The sequence below is a fragment of the Deinococcus depolymerans genome (assembly GCF_039522025.1).
GTDB classification, from domain to species: Bacteria; Deinococcota; Deinococci; order Deinococcales; family Deinococcaceae; genus Deinococcus; species Deinococcus depolymerans.
On record NZ_BAAADB010000003.1, the window covers coordinates 448,876 to 467,132 of the forward strand.

The following is an 18,257-nucleotide window of genomic DNA, read 5'->3' on the forward strand; positions in this document are numbered from 1 at the left end:
CCCAGCGTAGCCTGCGGGGGTGGGGTTCACGCATCCGTTCCGGGCGTTCACGCCGTTTCGCCGCGCGGCGTACGTGGGGTCGCCCGCGCCGCGCCGTCAGTTCCTGCCGCGCGAGTTCATCGCGCCGCTGCTGGACGGCGCGGCCGCCCGATTGCCGCTGCTGGACGCGCCGGACCTGCCGTGGGCGCTGGCCGAGGCGGTGCATGACCCGGCGTTCCTGGCCCGCTGGCGAGACGGGCGGGTGACCCGCATCGAGGAACGGGCGCTGGGCTTTGCGTGGAGCCCCGCGGTGGTCGAGCGGGGCCTGGGCAGCAGCGGCGCGACCCTGGCCGCCACCCGCGACGCCCTGAGCGTGGGGCTGGGAGTGAACCTGGGGGGCGGCACGCACCACGCGCACGCCGGTCACGCCGAGGGGTTCTCGTTCCTGAACGACGTGGCGATCAGCGCCCGCTGGCTGCTGGACTCCGGGCAGGCCAGCCGCATCCTGATCCTGGACCTGGACGTGCATCAGGGGAACGGCACGGCCGCCATCTTTGCCCGCGAGGAACGCGTGCTGACCGTCAGCGTGCACGCGCAGAACAACTACCCCTTCCGCAAGGAGGTCAGCGACCTGGACATCCCCCTGCCCGACGGGACCGGGGACGCCGCGTACCTGAACGCCCTGGACCGCGAGGTGGCGCCGGTCGTGGCGGCCTTCGCGCCGGACTTCGTGTACTACCTGGCCGGGGCGGACGTGCTGGAGGGAGATCAGCTGGGCAAGCTGGCCCTCAGCCCGGCCGGGGTGCGCCGCCGGGACGACCGGGTGCTGCGCTGGGCCGCGCGGGCCGGCCTGCCGACCGTGACCGTCATGGCCGGCGGGTACAACCGCGACCCGCACGCCCTGATCGCCGCGCGCCTGGGCACCCTCGACGCCGCGCTGGGTGCCTTCGGGTGCGCGGCGTCCCCGGCCGGGCCGGCCTGATACGGCTTCCGATTGAACGGGTTGGGCAAACCATTCAACCGGAGTCCGTATGAGGCGTGGCGGTCCGCCCGCCCTCCGTTCAGCGGACCACGAAGTCGATCTCCACGACGGCCGTCACGTCCTTTTCCAGGCTGCTGGTGTCGTAACTGCCGCTGTCCTCAACGCTCGTCTCGAAACGTGGCGTGATCTGGAACACGCCCATGCGGGCGTTCTTCACGGCTCCCACCGAGTTTCCGGCGCTCTGCGCGATGGCCTGCGCGCGGCGCTGCGCGTCCTGGCTCGCCTCCTTCAGCAGCTCGAGTCGCACGTCGGCCAGCCGGGTGTACAGGTACTCGATGTCACTGCTCTCGATGCTCACGCCGTCCGTGCTGGCCTGCACGAACGCGGCAGTGGCGTCGGATACCGCGCCCTGGATCCGGCGGATGTCGTTCGACTGCAGGCGGTAGGTCTCGCTGACCACGAAGCGGGTGCGTTCCACCTCGCGGTTCTCGCCGTTCAGCGTCTCGATCACGGTGTAGCGTTCCGGGCCGGCGTTCACGGGTTCGCGCCGCAGCTCGTCGGGTTTCAGCGTCTGTGCCTTCAGGAAGGAGTCCACGGCCGGCTGCGTGGCCCGGAAGGTCCGGTACGCGCCCTGCAGGCTCGTGTCGTCCACGCTGCGCACCGTGAACCGCCACACCGCCTGGTCGGAGGTGATGCTGCGCCGGGCGCTGCCGGTCACGTTGATCACGTCGCTGGCGTTACGCAGGTCGCCCAGGCCGCGCACGACCAGCACGCCGGTCAGCACGAAGGCCGCCGAGGCGATCGCGGTGGCGAGAACGGCACTGAATCCGGCACGGGAGGAACTGGTCATGCGGTCAGCTTACGCCGCCGCGCGTGTGGCGTGACGGGGTGCGGCCCGGTATCATGCGGGAATGACGGTTCTCCTCACGCCACCCTAGCGGGAGTCGAGTCCCGCGTTTGCACTCCCCCCGTTCCCCCCCCGCTTCGGGCCGCGCTCGTTCAGGCCCGCAGGAGTTCCCATGACCAGCCCCGACACCAACCCCGCCGCGCTGAGCAGCGAGATCGCCCGCCGCCGCACGTTCGCCATCATCAGCCACCCGGACGCCGGGAAGACCACCATCACCGAAAAACTCCTGCTGTACGGAGGCGCCATCCAGGAGGCCGGCAGCGTCACCGCCAAGGAGGGCCGCAGCCACACCAAGAGCGACTGGATGAGCATCGAGCAGCAGCGCGGCATCTCCATCAGTTCCTCCGCGCTGACCTTCGAGTACGGGGGGCGGCACATCAACCTGCTCGACACCCCCGGACACCAGGATTTCAGTGAGGACACCTACCGCACCCTGACCGCCGCCGACAGCGCCCTGATGGTCCTGGACGCCGCGCGTGGCGTGCAGGCGCAGACCGAGAAGCTGTTCGCGGTGTGCCGCAACCGGGGCATTCCGATCCTGACCTTCGTGAACAAGATGGACCGCCCCGCCCAGGACCCCTTCGAACTGCTCGAGCAGCTCGAAGGCATCCTGAAGATCACGGCCGTGCCGCTCACGTGGCCCATCGGGGACGGACCGGACTTCAAGGGCGTGTACGACCTGCAGACCGGGCAGGTCCTGGCCTTCGAGCGCACGTCCGGCGGCAAGCACCGCGCGCCCATGCAGACCAGCGGCCTGAACGACCCGAAACTGGACGCCCTGGTCGGCGCGGACCTCGCCGCGAAACTGCGCGAGGACGTCGAACTGATCCAGGGGGCCATGCCGGAATTCGAGGAAGCGAAATTCCTGAGTGGCGAACTCACCCCGGTGTTCTTCGGATCCGCCATGAACAACTTCGGCGTCGAACACTTCCTGAGCAACTTCGTGGACCTCGCGCCGCCTCCCGGCGCGGTCGAGACGAACCTGGGCGAACGCAGCCCGGAAGCACCGTTCGCGGGCTTCATCTTCAAGCTGCAGGCGAACATGAGCAAGCAGCACCGTGACCGCACCGCGTACATGCGCGTCATGAGCGGGCACTTCGAGCGTGGCATGGACGTCACGCACACCCGCACGGGCCGCAAGTTGCGGCTCTCGCAGGCGCACACCCTGTTCGCGCAGGACCGCGAGAAGGTCGAGGAAGCGTACCCGGGCGACATCGTGGGTCTCGTGAACCCCGGCGTGTTCCAGATCGGGGACGTGATCAGCCTCGACGCCAAGGTCACGCTGCCCGGCTTCCCGCGCTTCACGCCCGAGACGTTCGCCACCATCAGCCTGAAAGACGTCGGGAAACGCAAGGCGTTCATGAAGGGCCTCACGCAGCTGGCCGAGGAAGGCGTCGTGCAGGTGTTCTACCCCACCGACGGCGCCCGCGATCCCTACCTGGGCGCGGTCGGGCCGCTGCAGTTCGAGGTGTTCCAGGCCCGCCTTCAGGAGGAGTACGGCGTGGACGTCGAGATGCACGTCACCAGTTACGGGCTGGTGCGCTGGCTGGCCGGCGACCCCACCAACGTCGCCCGCTTCGCCCGCCACGTCGAGGACGACCAGGGCCGACCCGTCATGCTGTTCCGCAGCAAGTACGACCTGGAATACACCGCCGAGCAACACCCGGAAATCGAGTTCCTGCCGCTGCCGAAAGACCTCACCCGCGTATAGGGATGAACGGTTGAAAGTGAGCAGGTGAAAGTGACCAGTTGAAAGTCGATGGTTGATGGTCGGTTCCTCACCTCCATCAACCATCCACTTTCAACCTGCCGTCATACGGACTGCCGTTTGTTTCGTTCACAGATCGGAACCCCACTGAGCTGTCACCGCCACGTCCGGAGGGGCGCCCAGCTCCTTCTCTGCGGAGCAGCTCTCCGAGTCGCATCCGCTCGGATTGAACGGCTTTGTCAGCCATTCAATCGGAGTCCGTATCAGACCTTGACGAATTCCTGCACGCCCATGACGAACATGACGGCCCCGCCGACCGGCACCTCGACCGGATCGCCGACCAGGCCCTCGTTCTGCTCGCCCATGGGGACGCTGGGCGCGACGAGGCGGGTGCGGGTGCGGCAGGTGCGCTGCACGTGACGTTTGAGTTCCTCCAGGCGGCTGTCGTCGACGCCGATCATCAGGGTGGTGTTGCCCTCCCGCAGGAAGCCGCCGGTGCTGGCGAGCTTCGTGACTTCGAAGGCATTCTGGGACAGGACGCGGACCAGCGCGGTCGCGTCGGCGTCCTGAATCACGGCGAGCACAAGCTTCATACCCCCGAGAATATCAAACCCCCCGCAGCGCGACGGTCAGGCGGTTGTCACCGGCTGCGCGGGGCCCAGGCAAAAAAGGGGGGCCGGGTCCCCCAGACGGGAAGACCGGCCCCCTGTGGTGGGAGGGGTCAGGCGACCTGTTTCTTCTTGCCGGTCGCGGCGGGCGCGGCCTGTTCGGTGCCGAGCGCCTGGGTTTCTTTCAGGCGGAAGATCACGAGGCTGCCCACGAAGGTGCAGGTGATCATGCCGTGCGCGTTCAGGAGGCTCAGGGCGGTCATGACGTCCTCGCGGGTCATGCGCAGCTGGTCACTCATGTACAGGGCGCTGTCGGCGCGGCCCTCGAGGTAGTCGCGGACGCGCTTGGCGTCGCCCGTCAGGGGCGTGGCGGGCACGTCGGCCAGACCGGGGTCCGCGAGGCCGTACACGGCGCGGGTGCCGGTACCGGGCAGGCGGCGCACGCGGCCCTGGTCGAGCAGGCTGGCGAGCGCGGCGCGCAGGTGCGACAGGGCCAGACCGGTGGTCTTGGCGAGTTCGGTCTCGACCCATTCCGGCTTGCTTTCCAGCGCCTTCAGGACGAGTTTCTCGTTGGCGCGGCGGGTTTCCTGCAGGTCTTCGAGGGTGGGGGGGTTGAACATGCGTGCCTCCGGGTGGTGCGGGCGGCGGACACGGGCAGTGGCCGGCGCGCTGGGACTGGGTGGGTTGGGCATCGTGGCGGCGCGTGCCTGTAGGGCCGTGACCGCTGCTTCATTGATCTGAACCTGCGCCGATGAGGGTGCCCTGAGCGGGCGGGGGTGGCCGGCTGTCACGGGAAGAACAGAGGGGAACTCGAACGCTCAAAGGAAGTGGTCGCCGGATGGACCGGGTGTAACTTTCAGGGCAGGGTGCGCCTGGTAGCGCAACTTTCCCATTGTTACAGATTTTCTCTCATCCTGCATGAGGTGACGGGGGGCTTGATCTTCAGGGGTGTCCTATGAAGGGGAACGCCCCGCCCCGTGACCTGGCCCCCTGTGCGTCCCCCTGCAGGCACTCTGTGAGCCCGGCAACCAATCAGATGCCCGGCGCGTAAGGACAGGCGTACACACAGGGATCCCGGTGGCGTCGCCTGCAGCGGCCCCACCCTGCCCGAGTGGGAGGTTCATGAATTCACTTCATTCCGTTTCGTCTCTGCCAGTCACCTCTTCCGTCGCCTCCGTCCCGGACGTCAGGGCACCCGGGCTCACGGGTCCGGAACCGGCGTCCCCCCTGATGCTGAGCGTCCAGCAGCTCGGCAAGTCGTACGGGAGCTTCCACGCGCTGCGGGACGTGACCTTCAGCGCCCACGGCGGCGAGGTCTTCGGTCTGCTCGGCCCGAACGGCGCCGGCAAGACCACCCTGCTGCGTATCCTGGCCACCCTGCTGCGTCCCGACCGCGGGCAGGCGCAGGTGGCGGGATTCGACATCACCCGCGACCCCGAAGCGATCCGCGCGCGCATCGGCGTGGTGAACGGTGGCATGGGCCTCCCGGCCCGCCTGACCGGCCGCGAGATCCTGCAGTCCTTCGCGCGGCTGTACGGCCTGACCCGCACCCAGGCCGACGCTCGTATCACGGAACTCGACACCCGCCTCGAACTGGGACGCACCCTCGACACCCGCGCCGCCGAGTACTCCACCGGCATGAAACAGAAGGTCGTGATCGCCCGCGCCGTCATCCACGACCCGGCCGTGCTGATTCTCGACGAGGCCGCCAGCGGACTGGACATCTTCGCGCGCCGCACCCTGCTGGACTTCGTGCAGGCCAGCCGCGCGCCGGGCCGCCTGACCGTGTACTCCACGCACGTCATGAGCGAGGTCGAGGAAGTCTGCGACCGGGTCGCCATCCTGCACGAGGGCGCACTGATCACGCTCGGCACCCTGCCGGACATCCTGAACGCAACCGGGGAACGCACCCTGGAACGCGCCTTCTTCGCGCTGGTGCGCGGCCAGCCCACCGGAGGCACGCATGTCTGAACGTCCCGCCCGCCACGGCCTTCGCCGCGCGATGGTCTGGGAGGTCGCCGCCCGCGACCTGCTCGCCACGCTGCGCGACCGCCGCACCCTGAACGCCACCATCCTGATGCCGCTGATCCTGATTCCGCTGTTCACGCTGGGCCTGCCGCTGATGCTCGGCAATTTCATCGGCGGGCAGCAGCAGGAACGCCAGACCATCGGCGTGAGCGGCCCGCTCCCCGCCCCACTGCGCGCCGCGCTGGAGCGCGACGAGACCCTCCCGGACGGCACGGTCGTGCGCGCCGGCGTGACCCTGGTGCCCGTCAGCGACCCGCAGGCCGCCGTGCAGAGCGGCGACGTCGACGCCGCCCTGCGCGTCCCCGCCACCCTGCCGGACCGCGCCGGGACCGGCCAGGGAACCCTGGAACTGCACGCCAAGCTGGGCAACCTGCGCGCCCAGACCGGCGCGTACTCCAAAGTCACGGACGTCATCGACAGCTACAACCGCACCCTGGCCGTGCAGCGTCTGGGCGAACAGGGCCTGAACGAGAGCGTCCTGCAGACCATCACCGTGAAACCCGTGGACGCCAGCACCGCCCAGGAGAAGCGCAGCGGCCAGCTGGCCTTCCTGATCCCCATGCTGATGCTGCAGTTCATCGTGTCCGGCGCAATGGCGACCGCCGTGGACGCCACCGCCGGCGAGAAGGAACGCGGCACCCTGGAAAGCCTGCTCGTCTCCCCGGTACGCCGCGCCGAGGTCGTCGCCGGGAAACTGCTGGCCACCACCCTGACCGCCCTGACCAGCGCGGCCTTCAGCGTCGCCGGGTTCCTGCTCAGCGGGCTCGCCATGCGCCTGTACCTGCAGCGGCAACCGGGCGCGGCCACCGCCCTCTCCGGCAGCATGGGCGGCCAGCTCACGCTGAGCCCCGGCAGCCTGCTGACCCTGCTCGGCATCGCCGCGAGCGCCGCGCTGATCATCAGCGCCCTGCTGATCGCGGTCGGCATCTACGCCCGCACCTTCAAGGAAGCGCAGACGTACATCGCGCCCATCACCATGGTCGTGGTCCTGCCGGCCGTCCTGCTGCAGTTCGCGGATTTCCTGACCTTCGGGCTGGGCGTGTACGCCGTGCCGATCATCGGTGGCATGATCGCCATCCTGGAAATCGTGCGCGGCGCGGCCCTCCCGTCTCACGCCCTGATCGCCATCGGCGCGAACCTGCTCGCCGCGCTGCTGCTCGGCCTGCTGGCCCTGCGGTCCTTCGGGCGCGAGGAAGTCATCTTCCGCAACTGACGCGAACTCCGGTTGAAGGGGCTGCAAAGGCCATTCAATCCGAGCGGACTCGTAGAGCTGCGCTGCAGAGCGAGCAGGAGAGAAACGCCCCTCCGGACGTGGAGTTGGCAGATCGGTGGTGTTCCAATCTGTCAACGAAATAAACGGAATCCGTATGACACGGGAGGCGGGAACCGCGGGTCGCGCCGACCGGCCGATTCCCGCTTTCCTTCCCGTCCGGCTCCCGGCGCGGCTCTAGAATGCCGCGCGAGATGAGAGTGGCGATCCTGGCAGACATTCACGGGAACGCGGACGCCCTGAACGCCGTGCTGCGTGACGCCCGGCAGCGCGGCGCCGCGCGGCTGATCGTGAACGGGGACGTGGTCAACCGCGGCCCGGACTCCGTCCAGGTCCTGCGGACCCTGCTGGACCGCCCGGACGTGACCTTCACGCTGGGCAACCACGACGACCTGCTGCGGCTGTGGCACGCCCGCAGCGACGCCCTGCCGGCCGACTGGTTCACGGACCCCTTCTGGGGAGCCACCGCCTGGAGTACCGAGCAACTCGACCGGGCCGGCCTGCTGCACGCCCCGGCCGACTGGCCCATGACCCTCACGCTGCGCGAACCCGGCCTGCCGGACGTTCTGATCGCGCACGGCACCGCCGACCACTACCGCGAGAGCCTCAGTGACCGCAGCGCCTCCGCGCGCGTGCAGGCGCTGCGCCGCGCCCCCGACGGCCGCGAGTACGGCGTGCTGATCGGGTCGCACATCCACCGGCCCGTCGATACCGTCATCGACGGCACGCGGGTCCTGAACACCGGCTCGGTCGGGTCGCCCGCCACCGGCGATCCGCGCGCCCAGTACCTGCTGCTGGACGCCACCCCGCACGGCTGGCAGGTCACGCCCCGGCTCGTTCCTTACGACCGCGCGGGCGTCCTGGCGCGGTTCGGGAGCAGCGGCCTGCTGCGCAGCGGTCTGAGCGCCGAGATCTTCCGGCAGGAGGTCCTGAGCGCCCGCAGCCTGTACACCCCCTACTGGACCTGGACCGAGCAGGGCGGCCTGCCGCGCAATCAGGCCAGCTGGCAGGCGTTCCAGGCACTTCGGCCCGCCACGGTCTGATACGGACTCCGATTGAATGGGCTGCAAAGACCATTCAATCCGAGCGGATGCGAGTAGGAGTAAAACGGGTTCCGGACGTGGAGTTGACAGATCGGTGGTGTTCCGATCTGTCAACGAAACAACCGGAATCCGTATAATACGGACTCCGGTTGAATGGCTTACAGAGCCGTTCAATCCGAGCGAAGCGAGTGGGAGCAAACCGGGTTCCGGACGTGGAACTGGCCATCCGGTGAAGGTCCGGATTGCCCGCGAAACAGACGGAGTCCGTATGAACCGGCGGCACAGGGCGCGGCCCGCACTCGCAGGGGAGTGCGGGCCGCGCCGCGATCAGGTATTGGAGACAGCGGCGCCACTGTGAGGGTCGCATCCGCTCGGATGGAACGGGTCGCTAAAACCGTTCCATCCGGGTCCGTATTACTTCAGGGTGGGGGGCAGCATCACCATGTCGATGGTGTAGATGACGCTGTTGCCGGCGTTGGTGCGGGCACTGATGGTGCTGCCCATCGCGTTGGCGGCGCTGAGGTTCCCGACGAGGTACGTCGCGCCACTGGCCTTGAGGTCAATCGAGCTGCCCTCGAGGGACCGCAGCTGCGAGACCTTCAGGCCGTCGTCGACCACGCGGCCGGCCACGACGTGGTACGTCAGGACCTGCTTGAGCTTGGCGGGATCGGCCATCAGGGCGTCCAGGGTCGCCTGGGGCACCTTGGCGAAGGCGTCGTTGGTGGGCGCGAACACCGTCACGTCGGTGGCGGTCAGGGCGCCGACCAGATCGGCCTTCTGCACCAGGCTGAGCAGGGTGCTGAACTGCGGCTGGCTGAGGGCCTCGACCAGACTGGCCGAGTTCATGACCATCGGCGCGGTCGTGGTGGTGGTGGTGGCGGTCGTCTCGGTCATGACCTCGGCACCGGTGGGCGGGTCAGGCAGGACCAGCGTGTCGGGAAGCAGCAGCTCGTTGATGGCGAAGATGTTGCCGTTGCTGGCCGTGATGGGCGCACCGTCGATCATGGCGGTGTTCACCATGACGCTGCTGCCGTCCATGGACAGGTCCAGGCTGGTGCCCTCGGCGCTGCGCAGCTGCGTGCCGGCCTTGAGGTCCTCGGCGTTCAGTTTGCCGCTCACGACGTGGTACAGCAGCACCTGCTTGAGGGTCTCGGGGTTGCTGGCGATCAGGGCCAGCTGGTCAGGATCCACGCCCTCGAAGGCCTCGTTGGTGGGCGCGAAGATGGTGTAGTCGTTGCTGATCAGCACGTCGGTCAGTTCGGCGTCGCTGATCAGGTCGCGCAGCGTGCTGAACCGCTCGTCGGCGACGATCATGTCGTACAGGGTGTTGCTCTCGGTCATCTCGCTGCCGGTGGCGGTCGCCTCGGTGGTGGCCGTCGTCGTGGTCGTCGTGGTCGTGGTCGTCATGGTGCCGCCACTCATGGGCATGGCGGGAATGCTCATGATGTCCACCGAGGGCGCAGCGGGCGCACTGACCGTCACGGCCGGGGCTGCGGGGGCCGTGGCGGGCTGCGCGGCGACGCTCATGGCGGGCATCAGGACCGTGTCGATCACGTGCACGGTGCCGTTGCAGGCCATCACGTCGGCCTTGGTCACCGTGGCGTTGTCGATCATGACCTTGCCACCGCTGACGCTGACCAGGAAGGAGCTGCCCTGCGCGGTCTTACCGGAGGACATGCCCATGACCTGCTTGGCGCTGACCTTGCCCGGCACCACGTGGTACAGAAGGATCGAGCGCAGCATGGCCGCGTCGTTCAGGGCCATGGCGAGGGTATCGCTGGGCAGCTTGGCGAAGGCCGCGTTGGTGGGCGCGAAGACCGTGTACTGACCGCCCATCAGGGTCTGGCCCAGGCCGGCGGCCTCGATGGCCGTGGCGAGGGTGCTGAAGTTCGGGTCGGACATGACGATCTGCGCGATGGACTTGCAGGGCGTGGCGGCCGGGCGGGCAACGGGCGCACCGGCACCGCCGGCGAGGGCGGGCGTGGCAAGCATCAGGCTGAGCGTGATAAAGCTGGTCTGCTTCTTCATGAAATCACCTCTTGAGAGATCTGGTTGTGCTGTATGTCCGGCACTTAATCTTCACCAAGCCGGCGGAGAATGCAACTACAGGAAGGTTTCCAACAATTCGTCTAAATAAAAAAGCCCCCGGTATTGGGGTCATTCTCATTCAGAATTCACGCAGGGCGGGGGCCGCGCCGTGCCGGGGGCAGGTCTGATAAGAACTCCGTCTGTTCCATTTACACCCCGCCAACACACCGGGTTGCCACCGCCACGCCCTTCAGGTTGTCCCGATCCTGCGCTGCAGGGCCGCTCTGCGAGTCGTCTCCGCTCGGACGGAGCAGGGTTGTTCAACCATTCAGCCGGAATCGGTATCATACGGATTCCGTTTGTTTCGTTAACAATCCGGAACTTCACCGGATTGCCGGCTCCACGTCCGGAACCCGTTTTTCTCCTGCTCTGCGGGGCAGCTCTCCGAGTCGCATCCGCTCGGATTGAATGGGCTGCTAAGCCCATTCAATCGGAGTCCGTATCAGAGCCGTTCGCTGAAAGGGGGCACCGGAAGTCTGTTGTTCCGGTGCCCCCTTTCTCTCTCTTTCTCTGCTTCGCAGCTGTGCCAGTCCGTCCTGCCCGTCACCCTTCACCCGCTCTCCTGCGGAGCTTCACCAGTCCGCCCGGCCAGACAGACTGCCTCTTCATGGCAACTTCTACTTTCCGAAGTACTCCGGCAGTTCCGCCTCGCTGACCAGAACGTCACGCGGCTTGCTTCCCTGATGCTTGCTGACGATCCCCATCGCCTCGAGCATGTCCATCAGCTTCCCGGCGCGGGCGTGCCCCACCGACAGGCGGCGCTGCAGCCGAGACACGCTCCCCTGACCCTCCTCGATGCAGATCTGCGCCGCCTGCCGCAGCAGCGGATCGGAAAAGTCCATGTTCGACCGGTCCGCTCCCGGCCCGCTGGCCTCCATGCCCCCCTCGAAATCCGAACCGTACGCCTCCACGAAGGCGTCCTCGAACACCTGACGGCGCAGCTCGTCGGCAATGCGGGCGGACTCCACTTCACTGATGTACGGCCCCTGCAACCGCACGGGCTTGACCAGTCCCGGCTGGTAGAACAGCATGTCGCCCATCCCGGTCAGACGCTCGGCGCCCATGGCGTCCAGGATCGTGCGGGAATCGTGACTGCTGCTCACCGCGAAGGCGATGCGGGCGGGCACGTTCACCTTGATCAGGCTGGTCAGGATGTCCACGCTGGGCCGCTGCGTCGCCAGCACCAGGTGCATGCCGGTCGCGCGGGCCATCTGCGCCAGCCGCATGATCGCGCCCTCGACCTCCTTGGGACTGGTGATCATCAGGTCCGCCAGCTCGTCGATGATGATCACCAGGTGCGGCAGCTCCGTCTCGCCGACCTGCCGCATCTTCGCGTTGAACTGCTCGAGGTTCTTCGCGCCCACCTGCGACATCATCTTGTAGCGCCGCTCCATGTGCGCCACCGCGCCCAGCAGCACGCCCGCCGCGTCCACCGGGTTGGTGACCACGTTGCGGACCAGGTGCGGAATCCCGTCGTACGGCGTGAGTTCCACCATCTTCGGGTCGATCATCAGGAAGCGCAGCTCGGTCGGCAGGTACTTGAACAGCAGCGAGGTGATCAGGGTGTTCACGCACACCGACTTCCCGCTGCCGGTACTGCCGGCCACGAGCAGGTGCGGCATCTTGGCGAGGTCCCCGACCATCAGTTCCCCGTCGATGCTCTTGCCCAGAATGATCGGCAGTTTGGCGCGGGTCGCGCGGAAGCTCGGCGCGGCCGCCGCCTGATGGAACGTGACCGGTTCACGCTCGGCGTTCGGGACTTCCAGGCCGATGACGCTCTTGCCCGGCACCGGGGCCTCCACGCGCACGCCCCCCACCGCCAGCGCCCGCGCCAGGTCGTTGCTGAGTCCGGCGATGCGGCTGATCTTCTCGCCGGGTGCCGGTTCGATCTCGTAACGCGTGACGGTCGGTCCGCGGGCGAAATCCACCACCCGCGCCTGCAGGTTGAAGTGCCGCAGCGTCTCGTCGATCAGACTGGCCCGCTGCCGCGCGGAGATGTCGAGGGCCTCGGTGTTCAGCGCCGCTCCGGGAATCGGGTCGAGCAGCGCCTCGGTCGGCACCGCCAGCGGCAGCGCGCCCTGCGGGGGCCGGGGAGTCTCCAGGGCCGCCAGGCGGTCGTGCGGCAGTCCGGCCGGGGCAGGCACGGACCGAACCGGGGCGGGGGCAGGGGAGGACGGCGCCGGGGCGGGGGAGGGCAGGCCAGCAGCGGCCGTCGCCTCCCAGGGGGCCGTCAGTGGCGGGGCGGCGCGCGGGGTCGCGGCCGGGACCGGCGGGTCCGACGGACCGAAGGGCAGGTCGTCGTCCCCCCACCCGCTGAAGGGATCGAGGTCCGCGTGCAGGCCGGCGTGCACGGCCGAGCCGTCTGGCGGGACCGGGACGGGTGCGTCGGTCCACCCGTCCGGGTCGGTCCCGTCATCCAGGGAACCGAGGACCGGATCGGCCGCCTCGGCCGGCGGCAGGACGACCGGCGTGCGGGTCACCGGGGGCGGCAGGGTCGCGGTGGCAGGCGCGGCCGGCGTGGCGGGCGGGGGTGCGGTGGGGGCGGGGGGCTGCGTCGCGGCCAGTTCCGCCACGGCCAGCCCCGCCACGCCCGGTGCCTGGGCAGGTGGGGGCGTCTGGACTGTCTGGGGGACCTGGGCGGGCAGGGACGCCTCGCCGGGGCGGGTCCACAGTGGGGGCGAGGCTGGAAGGGCCGCGCCCGCCGCGGGTGTGCGGGCCTCCCCGGTGAAATCGAAGTCCAGGGTGGGGGGCGGCAGCACGGCCGGCGTGCTCATGGCCTCCGCGCGGCGGCGGGCTTCCTCCTGCGCGCGGGCCAGCTGCACGCGCCAGCCCGCCGGGTCGGCCAGGGTGCCGTCCGGGTCGGCGGCCAGCGCCTCGGCCAGCAGCGCGGCCACCTCGGTCGGCGCGCGGTCGAACGCGGCCGTCAGGTCCGGCCAGCCCGCGTACGCTTCAAGCCGGCCTCGCCACGCCGTGAAGTCGGTCGCGAGTTCCTGCCACTCGGTCACCCGCGCCTGATGCGCCGGGAGTTCGCGGGCAAGCAGCGCCGCGTCGGGTTTCATCAGGGCCTTCTCGGCCGCCTTGCGGTCCCGTTCCAGGCGACCGGCGCGTTGCGACAGCCGCTGAATCTCGATGACCATGCCCCGGCGCAGGCGTTCCAGCGCGCCGCTGGCCAGGGTGCTGGGCAGCTCGATGCTCAGTTCGTGCCGCCCGGCCCGGATCTCGTTCGCGGTGGCTTCCACGTTCGCGCCGGCGTCCGGCGCCTCGGCGCTCACGTCGGCGCGCAGGTCACGCGCGGCGTCCCCGACGAAGGTGCGGGTCGTTTCACGCCAGCCGGCCACGTCGCGTTCCAGGTGGCGCAGGCCCGCCTCGTCCAGCGTGCGGATCTCGCGCTGCGCGGCGCGCAGTTCGCCGAGCAGGGTGTTCAGGTCCGCCGCCTGCGGGTACAGCCGGCGCAGGCCCTCCACGTCGCGCAGGGCGGCCGCGACGTTCTGCCGCGCCGCGGCGCGAACCTTGGCGGATTCGCGGCCCTCCTGGCGGGACTCGATGACGCCCTGCACCTGCGCGGCGCCGCCGCCGAGCAGCACGCTCACGAAGCGGAAGAACCCCTTGAGCAGCGTGAGCGGCGCCAGGCGCAGCATCAGTTCCGCGCCCAGGGTGAGGGTCACCAGCGGCAGCAGCGCCGCGAGGTAACTCACGGTGGCCAGCAGCGGCCGCATGCCCGCCTCGGCCAGCAGGCCCGCGCCGCCCGGCTGCGCCACCTCGTGCAGCGCCAGCATGGACAGCACCACGAGCGCGCCGCCGAGCACCCGGCGCGACAGGTTACCCAGGTCGCGGCCCAGGAACACCAGCACGCCGTACGCGACCGGCACGACCGGCAGCAGCCACGCCGCCCAGCCCAGCTGCGACGTGAGCAGCGCGTGCGCCCGCGCCATGAACCCGGTGTCGCCTGCCTCGCCCTGCGGCACCAGCACCGTCACCCCCAGAAACATACCCAGCGCGAACAGCACCAGGCCCAGCGCCTCTCCGTCGAACCGGCTGACTGGAGGAGCACCTCTTGAACGAGCCTTCGCCATGGGGCGCAGTGTACCCCATGCTCCGGGTGCCGGGCAGCGGAAGGCTGCGGCCAGCACGGCATTTCACGCCGCGACCCCCGGCCCGCCCCCGGGGCATAATGGGGGGGTGCTGCACCTGCCCGATTCCCTGCACGCCGCGCTGTGGGCGCACGCCCGTCAGGATCCGGCGCGCGAGTGCGTGGGCGCGCTGGGTGGCAGGCGGCTGGAATGCGGCCAGGACACTGTCTGGGACGTGCGGACCCTGTACCCGCTGCCGAACATCGCGCCTCACCCGGACCGGGCGTACCTCGCGGACCCCCGCTGCCTGCTGCGCGCCCTGAAGGCCATGCGTGCCGAGAACCTGGAACTCGTGGGGCTGTACCACAGTCACCCGCGCGGCCCGCAGGCACCCAGCGAGACCGACCGGCGTCTGGCGAGTTACGAGGTGCCGTACCTGATTGCCGACCTGCGCAGCGGTCAGCTGGGCGCGTACCACCTGCCTGGCGGTCAGCGGGTCCCCCTGGTGGTGGGTGCCGCGCCGCCCGGGATGCCGGCGGCGACCCCTGCCTCCTGACGGGCGGCGCGGAAACGCTTGCGTCCGGGGCTTGCATGTGAACACAATGAGGACAGCGCATGAAGGCCGACCCCCCCGCCGTTCTCGTCCCCACCCCCACCTCCGGACCGGCAGGAGAGGGCCGCCCCGCCGTCCACTGGCGCTCCCTGCACGACCAGCCGGCCCTGCCGCCGGGCACCCTTGCCTTCGCGCTGCTCGCGCACGAGCACGCCGCCCGCGCCCACGCGCTGCACGCCGCGCTCGGTTGCCCCGACCCGGCCGGGCACGCCGCGCGCCTCCTGCGGCCCGGCCCGCCCCCGCACGGCCCCCAGCTGCACGGCCCCCACCTGGACGCCCTGAGCGCCCCCCACCCGCCGGCCATCGCCCGCGCACTCCGTGAAGCCCTGGGCGACCCGGCCCCCTGGACACCCGGCCCGGCCGGTTCACCCCGGTCCGCCGCGCGGCTGCCCCGGCTGCTGCGGCTGCTGTGGCAGGCAACCCGGCCCGCCCGGCCTGCCGAACCCGCCCCGGCCACCACCCCCCCGGCGGACCGGCTGCGCCGCGCACTGCACGCCCTGGCCGCCGCCGCCGCGCACCCCGCCCCGCTGACCGCGCCGCTGGCCACCCACCTGCTCTCCCGCATCACCCGCCACTGGCTGCACGACCCGCACACCCTGCACCTGGAACTGCTGCGCGACGCCAGCCGCCCCCAGGACGCCCCGCGCCACGCCCTGACCCAGCTGCGCACCACCCTCGGCGGCCCACGCCGCGCCGCCGCCCTGCTGGCCCTGCACCTCGCCCGGCACCAGCACCACGCACTGGCCGCGCAGCAGGCCGCGCTGCAGGCGGCCCGCCGCGAAGCCCTGCGCGCCGCCGTGACGGCCGCCGCCGCCCTGCGCACACGCGGCCTCCTGACCCGCACCGCCGACGCCCGCTGGCTGACGCCGCACGAACTGATCGCCGCGCTGGACGGCACCCTCCCGCCCACTGACCTCCCGGCCCTGATCGAGGCGCGCCGCGCCGCCCGCAGGCCGCAACCCGCGCCGCCCGCCCGGCCCCACACGCCGCCACACCCCGCGCCCGACACCCTGACGGCCGCCCCGCTGGCGCCCGGCGTGCGCGACGGCCGCCTGCGCCGCTGGACGCCCGGCCAGCCGGTCCCGCCCGGCGCGGTCCTGCTGCTGCCCGGCCCACCCCACCCGGCCCACCTGAACGCCCTGAGCGGTGCCCGCGCGCTGATCGTGCCGCGCAGCACCCTGCACTCGCCCGTCGCCGCGCACGCCCGCCACGCCGGGCTGCCGGCCCTGTCCCTCCCGGCCGCCGCCCAGTGGGAGCCGGACCCCGACTGGCTGCAAGAGGGCGCGCTCGTGCGCGTCAACGGGCACACGGGTCAGCTGATCCTGCTGCGCCGCGCCGGCCTGCCCGACCCGGTTCCCAGCTTCGACCTGAACCTCGACCTGAACCCCGCCCCGACCCGCCCCGGGGGACCGGCCGACCCGCACGCCGGCCCGGCGCACCTGCGGCTCCGGACCGGTCCCGCACCGTTCAGTTTCGACCTCGCCTGATGCCGGGCCGCATCCACGCGCTGCACGGCTTCATCGGCAGCGGCAAGACCACCCTGGCCCGCACCCTGGAAACGCAGCTGGGCGCGCTGCGCTTCACGTCCGACGAGTGGATGACCGCCCTGTACGGCCAGGACCCGCCCGCCGACGCGTTCCCGGCCCTGTTCCGGCGCGTGATGACCGTCATGGAGGCCCAGTGGACCCGCGCCGCCGCGCTCGGCGTACCCGTCATTCTGGACCACGGGTTCTGGACCCGCGCGGCCCGCGACGAACTGCGCGCGCAGGCGGCCGCGCTGGGCGCACCTCTGACCCTGCACGTCCTGACCGTCCCGGACGCCGAGGCGAGGCGGCGCGTGCAGGCCCGCAACCTCCAGCCGGGCGCGCTGCTGATCGCCGACGACACCTTCGACCTGTTCCGCCCGCGTTTCGAGCCGCTCACGCCGGACGAGGAGGGCCTGCAGGACGTGACCCGCTGGCCCTGACCGCCTGCCGGATCAGGGGAGGCGCGCGATCCGTTCCAGCAGCAGCGTGAAGAACTCGCGGTCCCGCACGCCGACCGCCACCTGCGCGTTCGCGGGCCGCCCGGTCACGCCGTACAGGTCGCAGACGGTTCGGCCCAGGTTCAGTCCCTCCTGCGTCTCGACCTGCACGTGCATGCTCTGCCAGTCCAGCAGGTCCGGCCTGAACGCCGCCGCGACGGCCAGCGGGTCGTGCAGCGCGCCGCCACTCAGGCCGTAGCGGTCGCGGTACACCCCCGCGTAGAAGGTCAGCAGTTCCGCGCACGCGGCCCCCGCGCGGTTCCCCAGGGCGCGCAGGGCAGCCACGCGGTCCGGCGTGGCGACCGCCTGCATGGTCACGTTCAGGCCCACCATGCGCAGCGGCACGCCCGCACCGAACACGATCTGCGCGGCGTGCGGGTCGACCAGCGCGTTGAACTCGGCGGCCGGCGTGCGGTTCCCGTGCCCGGTACTGCCGCCCATCCACACGATCTCGCGGATCAGCGGCGCGATATCCGGCGCGAGCCGCAGGGCCAGCGCCACGTTCGTGAGCGGCCCGGTCGCGACCAGCGTCACCTCGCCCGGCCGCGCCCGCACCGTGCGGATGATGAAATCCACGGCGTGTTCCGCCTCCGGCGCCCGCAGCGGCTCCGGCAGGCCCGCCGCCGGCAGGCCGGTCGCGCCGTGCACGCCCGCCGCCGTGACCCCCTCGCGCAGCAGGGGCCGGTCCGCGCCCGCGAAGTACGGCACGTCCCGTCCCGCCTCGCCCGAGAGGGCCAGCACCACGCCCGCATTCCGGGTGGTCAGGGCCAGCGGCACGTTCCCGTGCACGGCCGTGAAGCCCAGCACCTGCACGTCCTCGAAGCTGCCCAGCGCCAGCAGCCAGCCCACCGCGTCGTCCAGGCCGGGGTCACCGTCGAAGATCACGGGCAGCGGAGCGGGGCGGGCCGGGGTGCGGTCAGTCATGGCGGGCAGCATAG

At 70.6% G+C, this 18,257-nt stretch carries 14 protein-coding genes; 8 read left to right on the top strand and 6 right to left on the bottom strand.

The genetic code is table 11. The features are described from left to right. Positions 1-19: 19 nt before the first annotated feature. Complete coding sequence (locus ABDZ66_RS02505) at positions 20-961, top strand: histone deacetylase family protein (RefSeq protein WP_343755678.1); 942 nt, start codon at positions 20-22, stop codon at positions 959-961. 79 nt (positions 962-1,040) lie between these two features. On the opposite strand, the gene ABDZ66_RS02510 is transcribed toward ABDZ66_RS02505, so the two are convergent. After that, positions 1,041-1,811, bottom strand: a complete 771-nt coding sequence (locus ABDZ66_RS02510) for an SIMPL domain-containing protein (protein WP_343755680.1) — start codon at positions 1,809-1,811, stop codon at positions 1,041-1,043. A gap of 169 nt (positions 1,812-1,980) precedes the next feature. Between ABDZ66_RS02510 and ABDZ66_RS02515 the strand changes: the two genes are divergently transcribed. Continuing rightward, positions 1,981-3,579, top strand: a complete 1,599-nt coding sequence (locus ABDZ66_RS02515) for a peptide chain release factor 3 (protein ID WP_343755682.1) — start codon at positions 1,981-1,983, stop codon at positions 3,577-3,579. Between the two features lie 260 nt (positions 3,580-3,839). Here the strand turns inward: ABDZ66_RS02515 and ABDZ66_RS02520 are convergent, their stop codons facing one another. After that, positions 3,840-4,169, bottom strand: a complete 330-nt coding sequence (locus tag ABDZ66_RS02520) for a cyclic-di-AMP receptor (protein ID WP_343755684.1) — start codon at positions 4,167-4,169, stop codon at positions 3,840-3,842. Positions 4,170-4,297: 128 nt separating this feature from the next. Continuing rightward, positions 4,298-4,804 (bottom strand): transcriptional regulator, encoded by a 507-nt coding sequence (locus ABDZ66_RS02525; protein ID WP_343755686.1) that lies wholly within the window; start codon positions 4,802-4,804, stop codon positions 4,298-4,300. 610 nt (positions 4,805-5,414) lie between these two features. Here ABDZ66_RS02525 and ABDZ66_RS02530 point away from each other — a divergent pair. The 3 genes from ABDZ66_RS02530 to ABDZ66_RS02540 all read left to right on the top strand — a co-directional run bounded on the left by ABDZ66_RS02530 (position 5,415) and on the right by ABDZ66_RS02540 (position 8,525). Then, a complete protein-coding gene (locus ABDZ66_RS02530) occupies positions 5,415-6,155 on the top strand; it encodes an ABC transporter ATP-binding protein (RefSeq protein WP_343755688.1) in 741 nt (246 codons plus the stop codon). After that, positions 6,148-7,425: an ABC transporter permease gene (locus tag ABDZ66_RS02535; RefSeq protein ID WP_343755690.1), complete on the top strand. Its 1,278-nt coding sequence runs from the start codon at positions 6,148-6,150 to the stop codon at positions 7,423-7,425. Before ABDZ66_RS02530 ends, ABDZ66_RS02535 begins: the two co-directional genes overlap by 8 nt. Before the next feature lie 251 nt (positions 7,426-7,676). Next, entirely contained in the window at positions 7,677-8,525 is an 849-nt protein-coding gene (locus tag ABDZ66_RS02540) for a metallophosphoesterase family protein (protein WP_343755692.1), read from the top strand. Between the two features lie 414 nt (positions 8,526-8,939). On the opposite strand, the gene ABDZ66_RS02545 is transcribed toward ABDZ66_RS02540, so the two are convergent. Continuing rightward, positions 8,940-10,553 (bottom strand): fasciclin domain-containing protein, encoded by a 1,614-nt coding sequence (locus ABDZ66_RS02545; protein ID WP_343755694.1) that lies wholly within the window; start codon positions 10,551-10,553, stop codon positions 8,940-8,942. A gap of 677 nt (positions 10,554-11,230) precedes the next feature. Further along, entirely contained in the window at positions 11,231-14,686 is a 3,456-nt protein-coding gene (locus ABDZ66_RS02550) for a DNA translocase FtsK (RefSeq protein WP_343755696.1), read from the bottom strand. A gap of 106 nt (positions 14,687-14,792) precedes the next feature. Here ABDZ66_RS02550 and ABDZ66_RS02555 point away from each other — a divergent pair, with 106 nt between their 5' ends. The 3 genes from ABDZ66_RS02555 to ABDZ66_RS02565 are packed head-to-tail and all read left to right on the top strand — an operon-like array spanning position 14,793 to position 17,262. After that, entirely contained in the window at positions 14,793-15,239 is a 447-nt protein-coding gene (locus tag ABDZ66_RS02555) for a M67 family metallopeptidase (protein ID WP_425544387.1), read from the top strand. 59 nt (positions 15,240-15,298) lie between these two features. Continuing rightward, the gene (locus tag ABDZ66_RS02560; RefSeq protein WP_343755698.1) at positions 15,299-16,783 is read left to right on the top strand and encodes a hypothetical protein; all 1,485 of its coding nucleotides are present in this window, start codon (positions 15,299-15,301) and stop codon (positions 16,781-16,783) included. Then, complete coding sequence (locus ABDZ66_RS02565) at positions 16,783-17,262, top strand: P-loop nucleotide/nucleoside kinase family protein (protein ID WP_343755700.1); 480 nt, start codon at positions 16,783-16,785, stop codon at positions 17,260-17,262. The genes ABDZ66_RS02560 and ABDZ66_RS02565 overlap by 1 nt, the downstream gene beginning before the upstream one ends. A 12-nt stretch (positions 17,263-17,274) precedes the next feature. Here ABDZ66_RS02565 and ABDZ66_RS02570 read toward each other — a convergent pair whose 3' ends face one another. Then, positions 17,275-18,243 (bottom strand): nucleoside hydrolase, encoded by a 969-nt coding sequence (locus ABDZ66_RS02570; RefSeq protein ID WP_343755702.1) that lies wholly within the window; start codon positions 18,241-18,243, stop codon positions 17,275-17,277. Positions 18,244-18,257 lie beyond the last annotated feature (14 nt).

What these genes read in the sequence shown, in the direction of transcription:
- ABDZ66_RS02510 (WP_343755680.1), bottom strand. Translation starts at nt 1,811, where the DNA reads ATGACCAGTTCCTCCCGTGCCGGATTCAGTGCCGTTCTCGCCACCGCG.
- ABDZ66_RS02515 (WP_343755682.1), top strand. Translation starts at nt 1,981, where the DNA reads ATGACCAGCCCCGACACCAACCCCGCCGCGCTGAGCAGCGAGATCGCC.
- ABDZ66_RS02520 (WP_343755684.1), bottom strand. Translation starts at nt 4,169, where the DNA reads ATGAAGCTTGTGCTCGCCGTGATTCAGGACGCCGACGCGACCGCGCTG.
- ABDZ66_RS02525 (WP_343755686.1), bottom strand. Translation starts at nt 4,804, where the DNA reads ATGTTCAACCCCCCCACCCTCGAAGACCTGCAGGAAACCCGCCGCGCC.
- ABDZ66_RS02530 (WP_343755688.1), top strand. Translation starts at nt 5,415, where the DNA reads ATGCTGAGCGTCCAGCAGCTCGGCAAGTCGTACGGGAGCTTCCACGCG.
- ABDZ66_RS02535 (WP_343755690.1), top strand. Translation starts at nt 6,148, where the DNA reads ATGTCTGAACGTCCCGCCCGCCACGGCCTTCGCCGCGCGATGGTCTGG.
- ABDZ66_RS02540 (WP_343755692.1), top strand. Translation starts at nt 7,677, where the DNA reads ATGAGAGTGGCGATCCTGGCAGACATTCACGGGAACGCGGACGCCCTG.
- ABDZ66_RS02545 (WP_343755694.1), bottom strand. Translation starts at nt 10,553, where the DNA reads ATGAAGAAGCAGACCAGCTTTATCACGCTCAGCCTGATGCTTGCCACG.
- ABDZ66_RS02550 (WP_343755696.1), bottom strand. Translation starts at nt 14,686, where the DNA reads ATGGCGAAGGCTCGTTCAAGAGGTGCTCCTCCAGTCAGCCGGTTCGAC.
- ABDZ66_RS02560 (WP_343755698.1), top strand. Translation starts at nt 15,299, where the DNA reads ATGAAGGCCGACCCCCCCGCCGTTCTCGTCCCCACCCCCACCTCCGGA.
- ABDZ66_RS02565 (WP_343755700.1), top strand. Translation starts at nt 16,783, where the DNA reads ATGCCGGGCCGCATCCACGCGCTGCACGGCTTCATCGGCAGCGGCAAG.
- ABDZ66_RS02570 (WP_343755702.1), bottom strand. Translation starts at nt 18,243, where the DNA reads ATGACTGACCGCACCCCGGCCCGCCCCGCTCCGCTGCCCGTGATCTTC.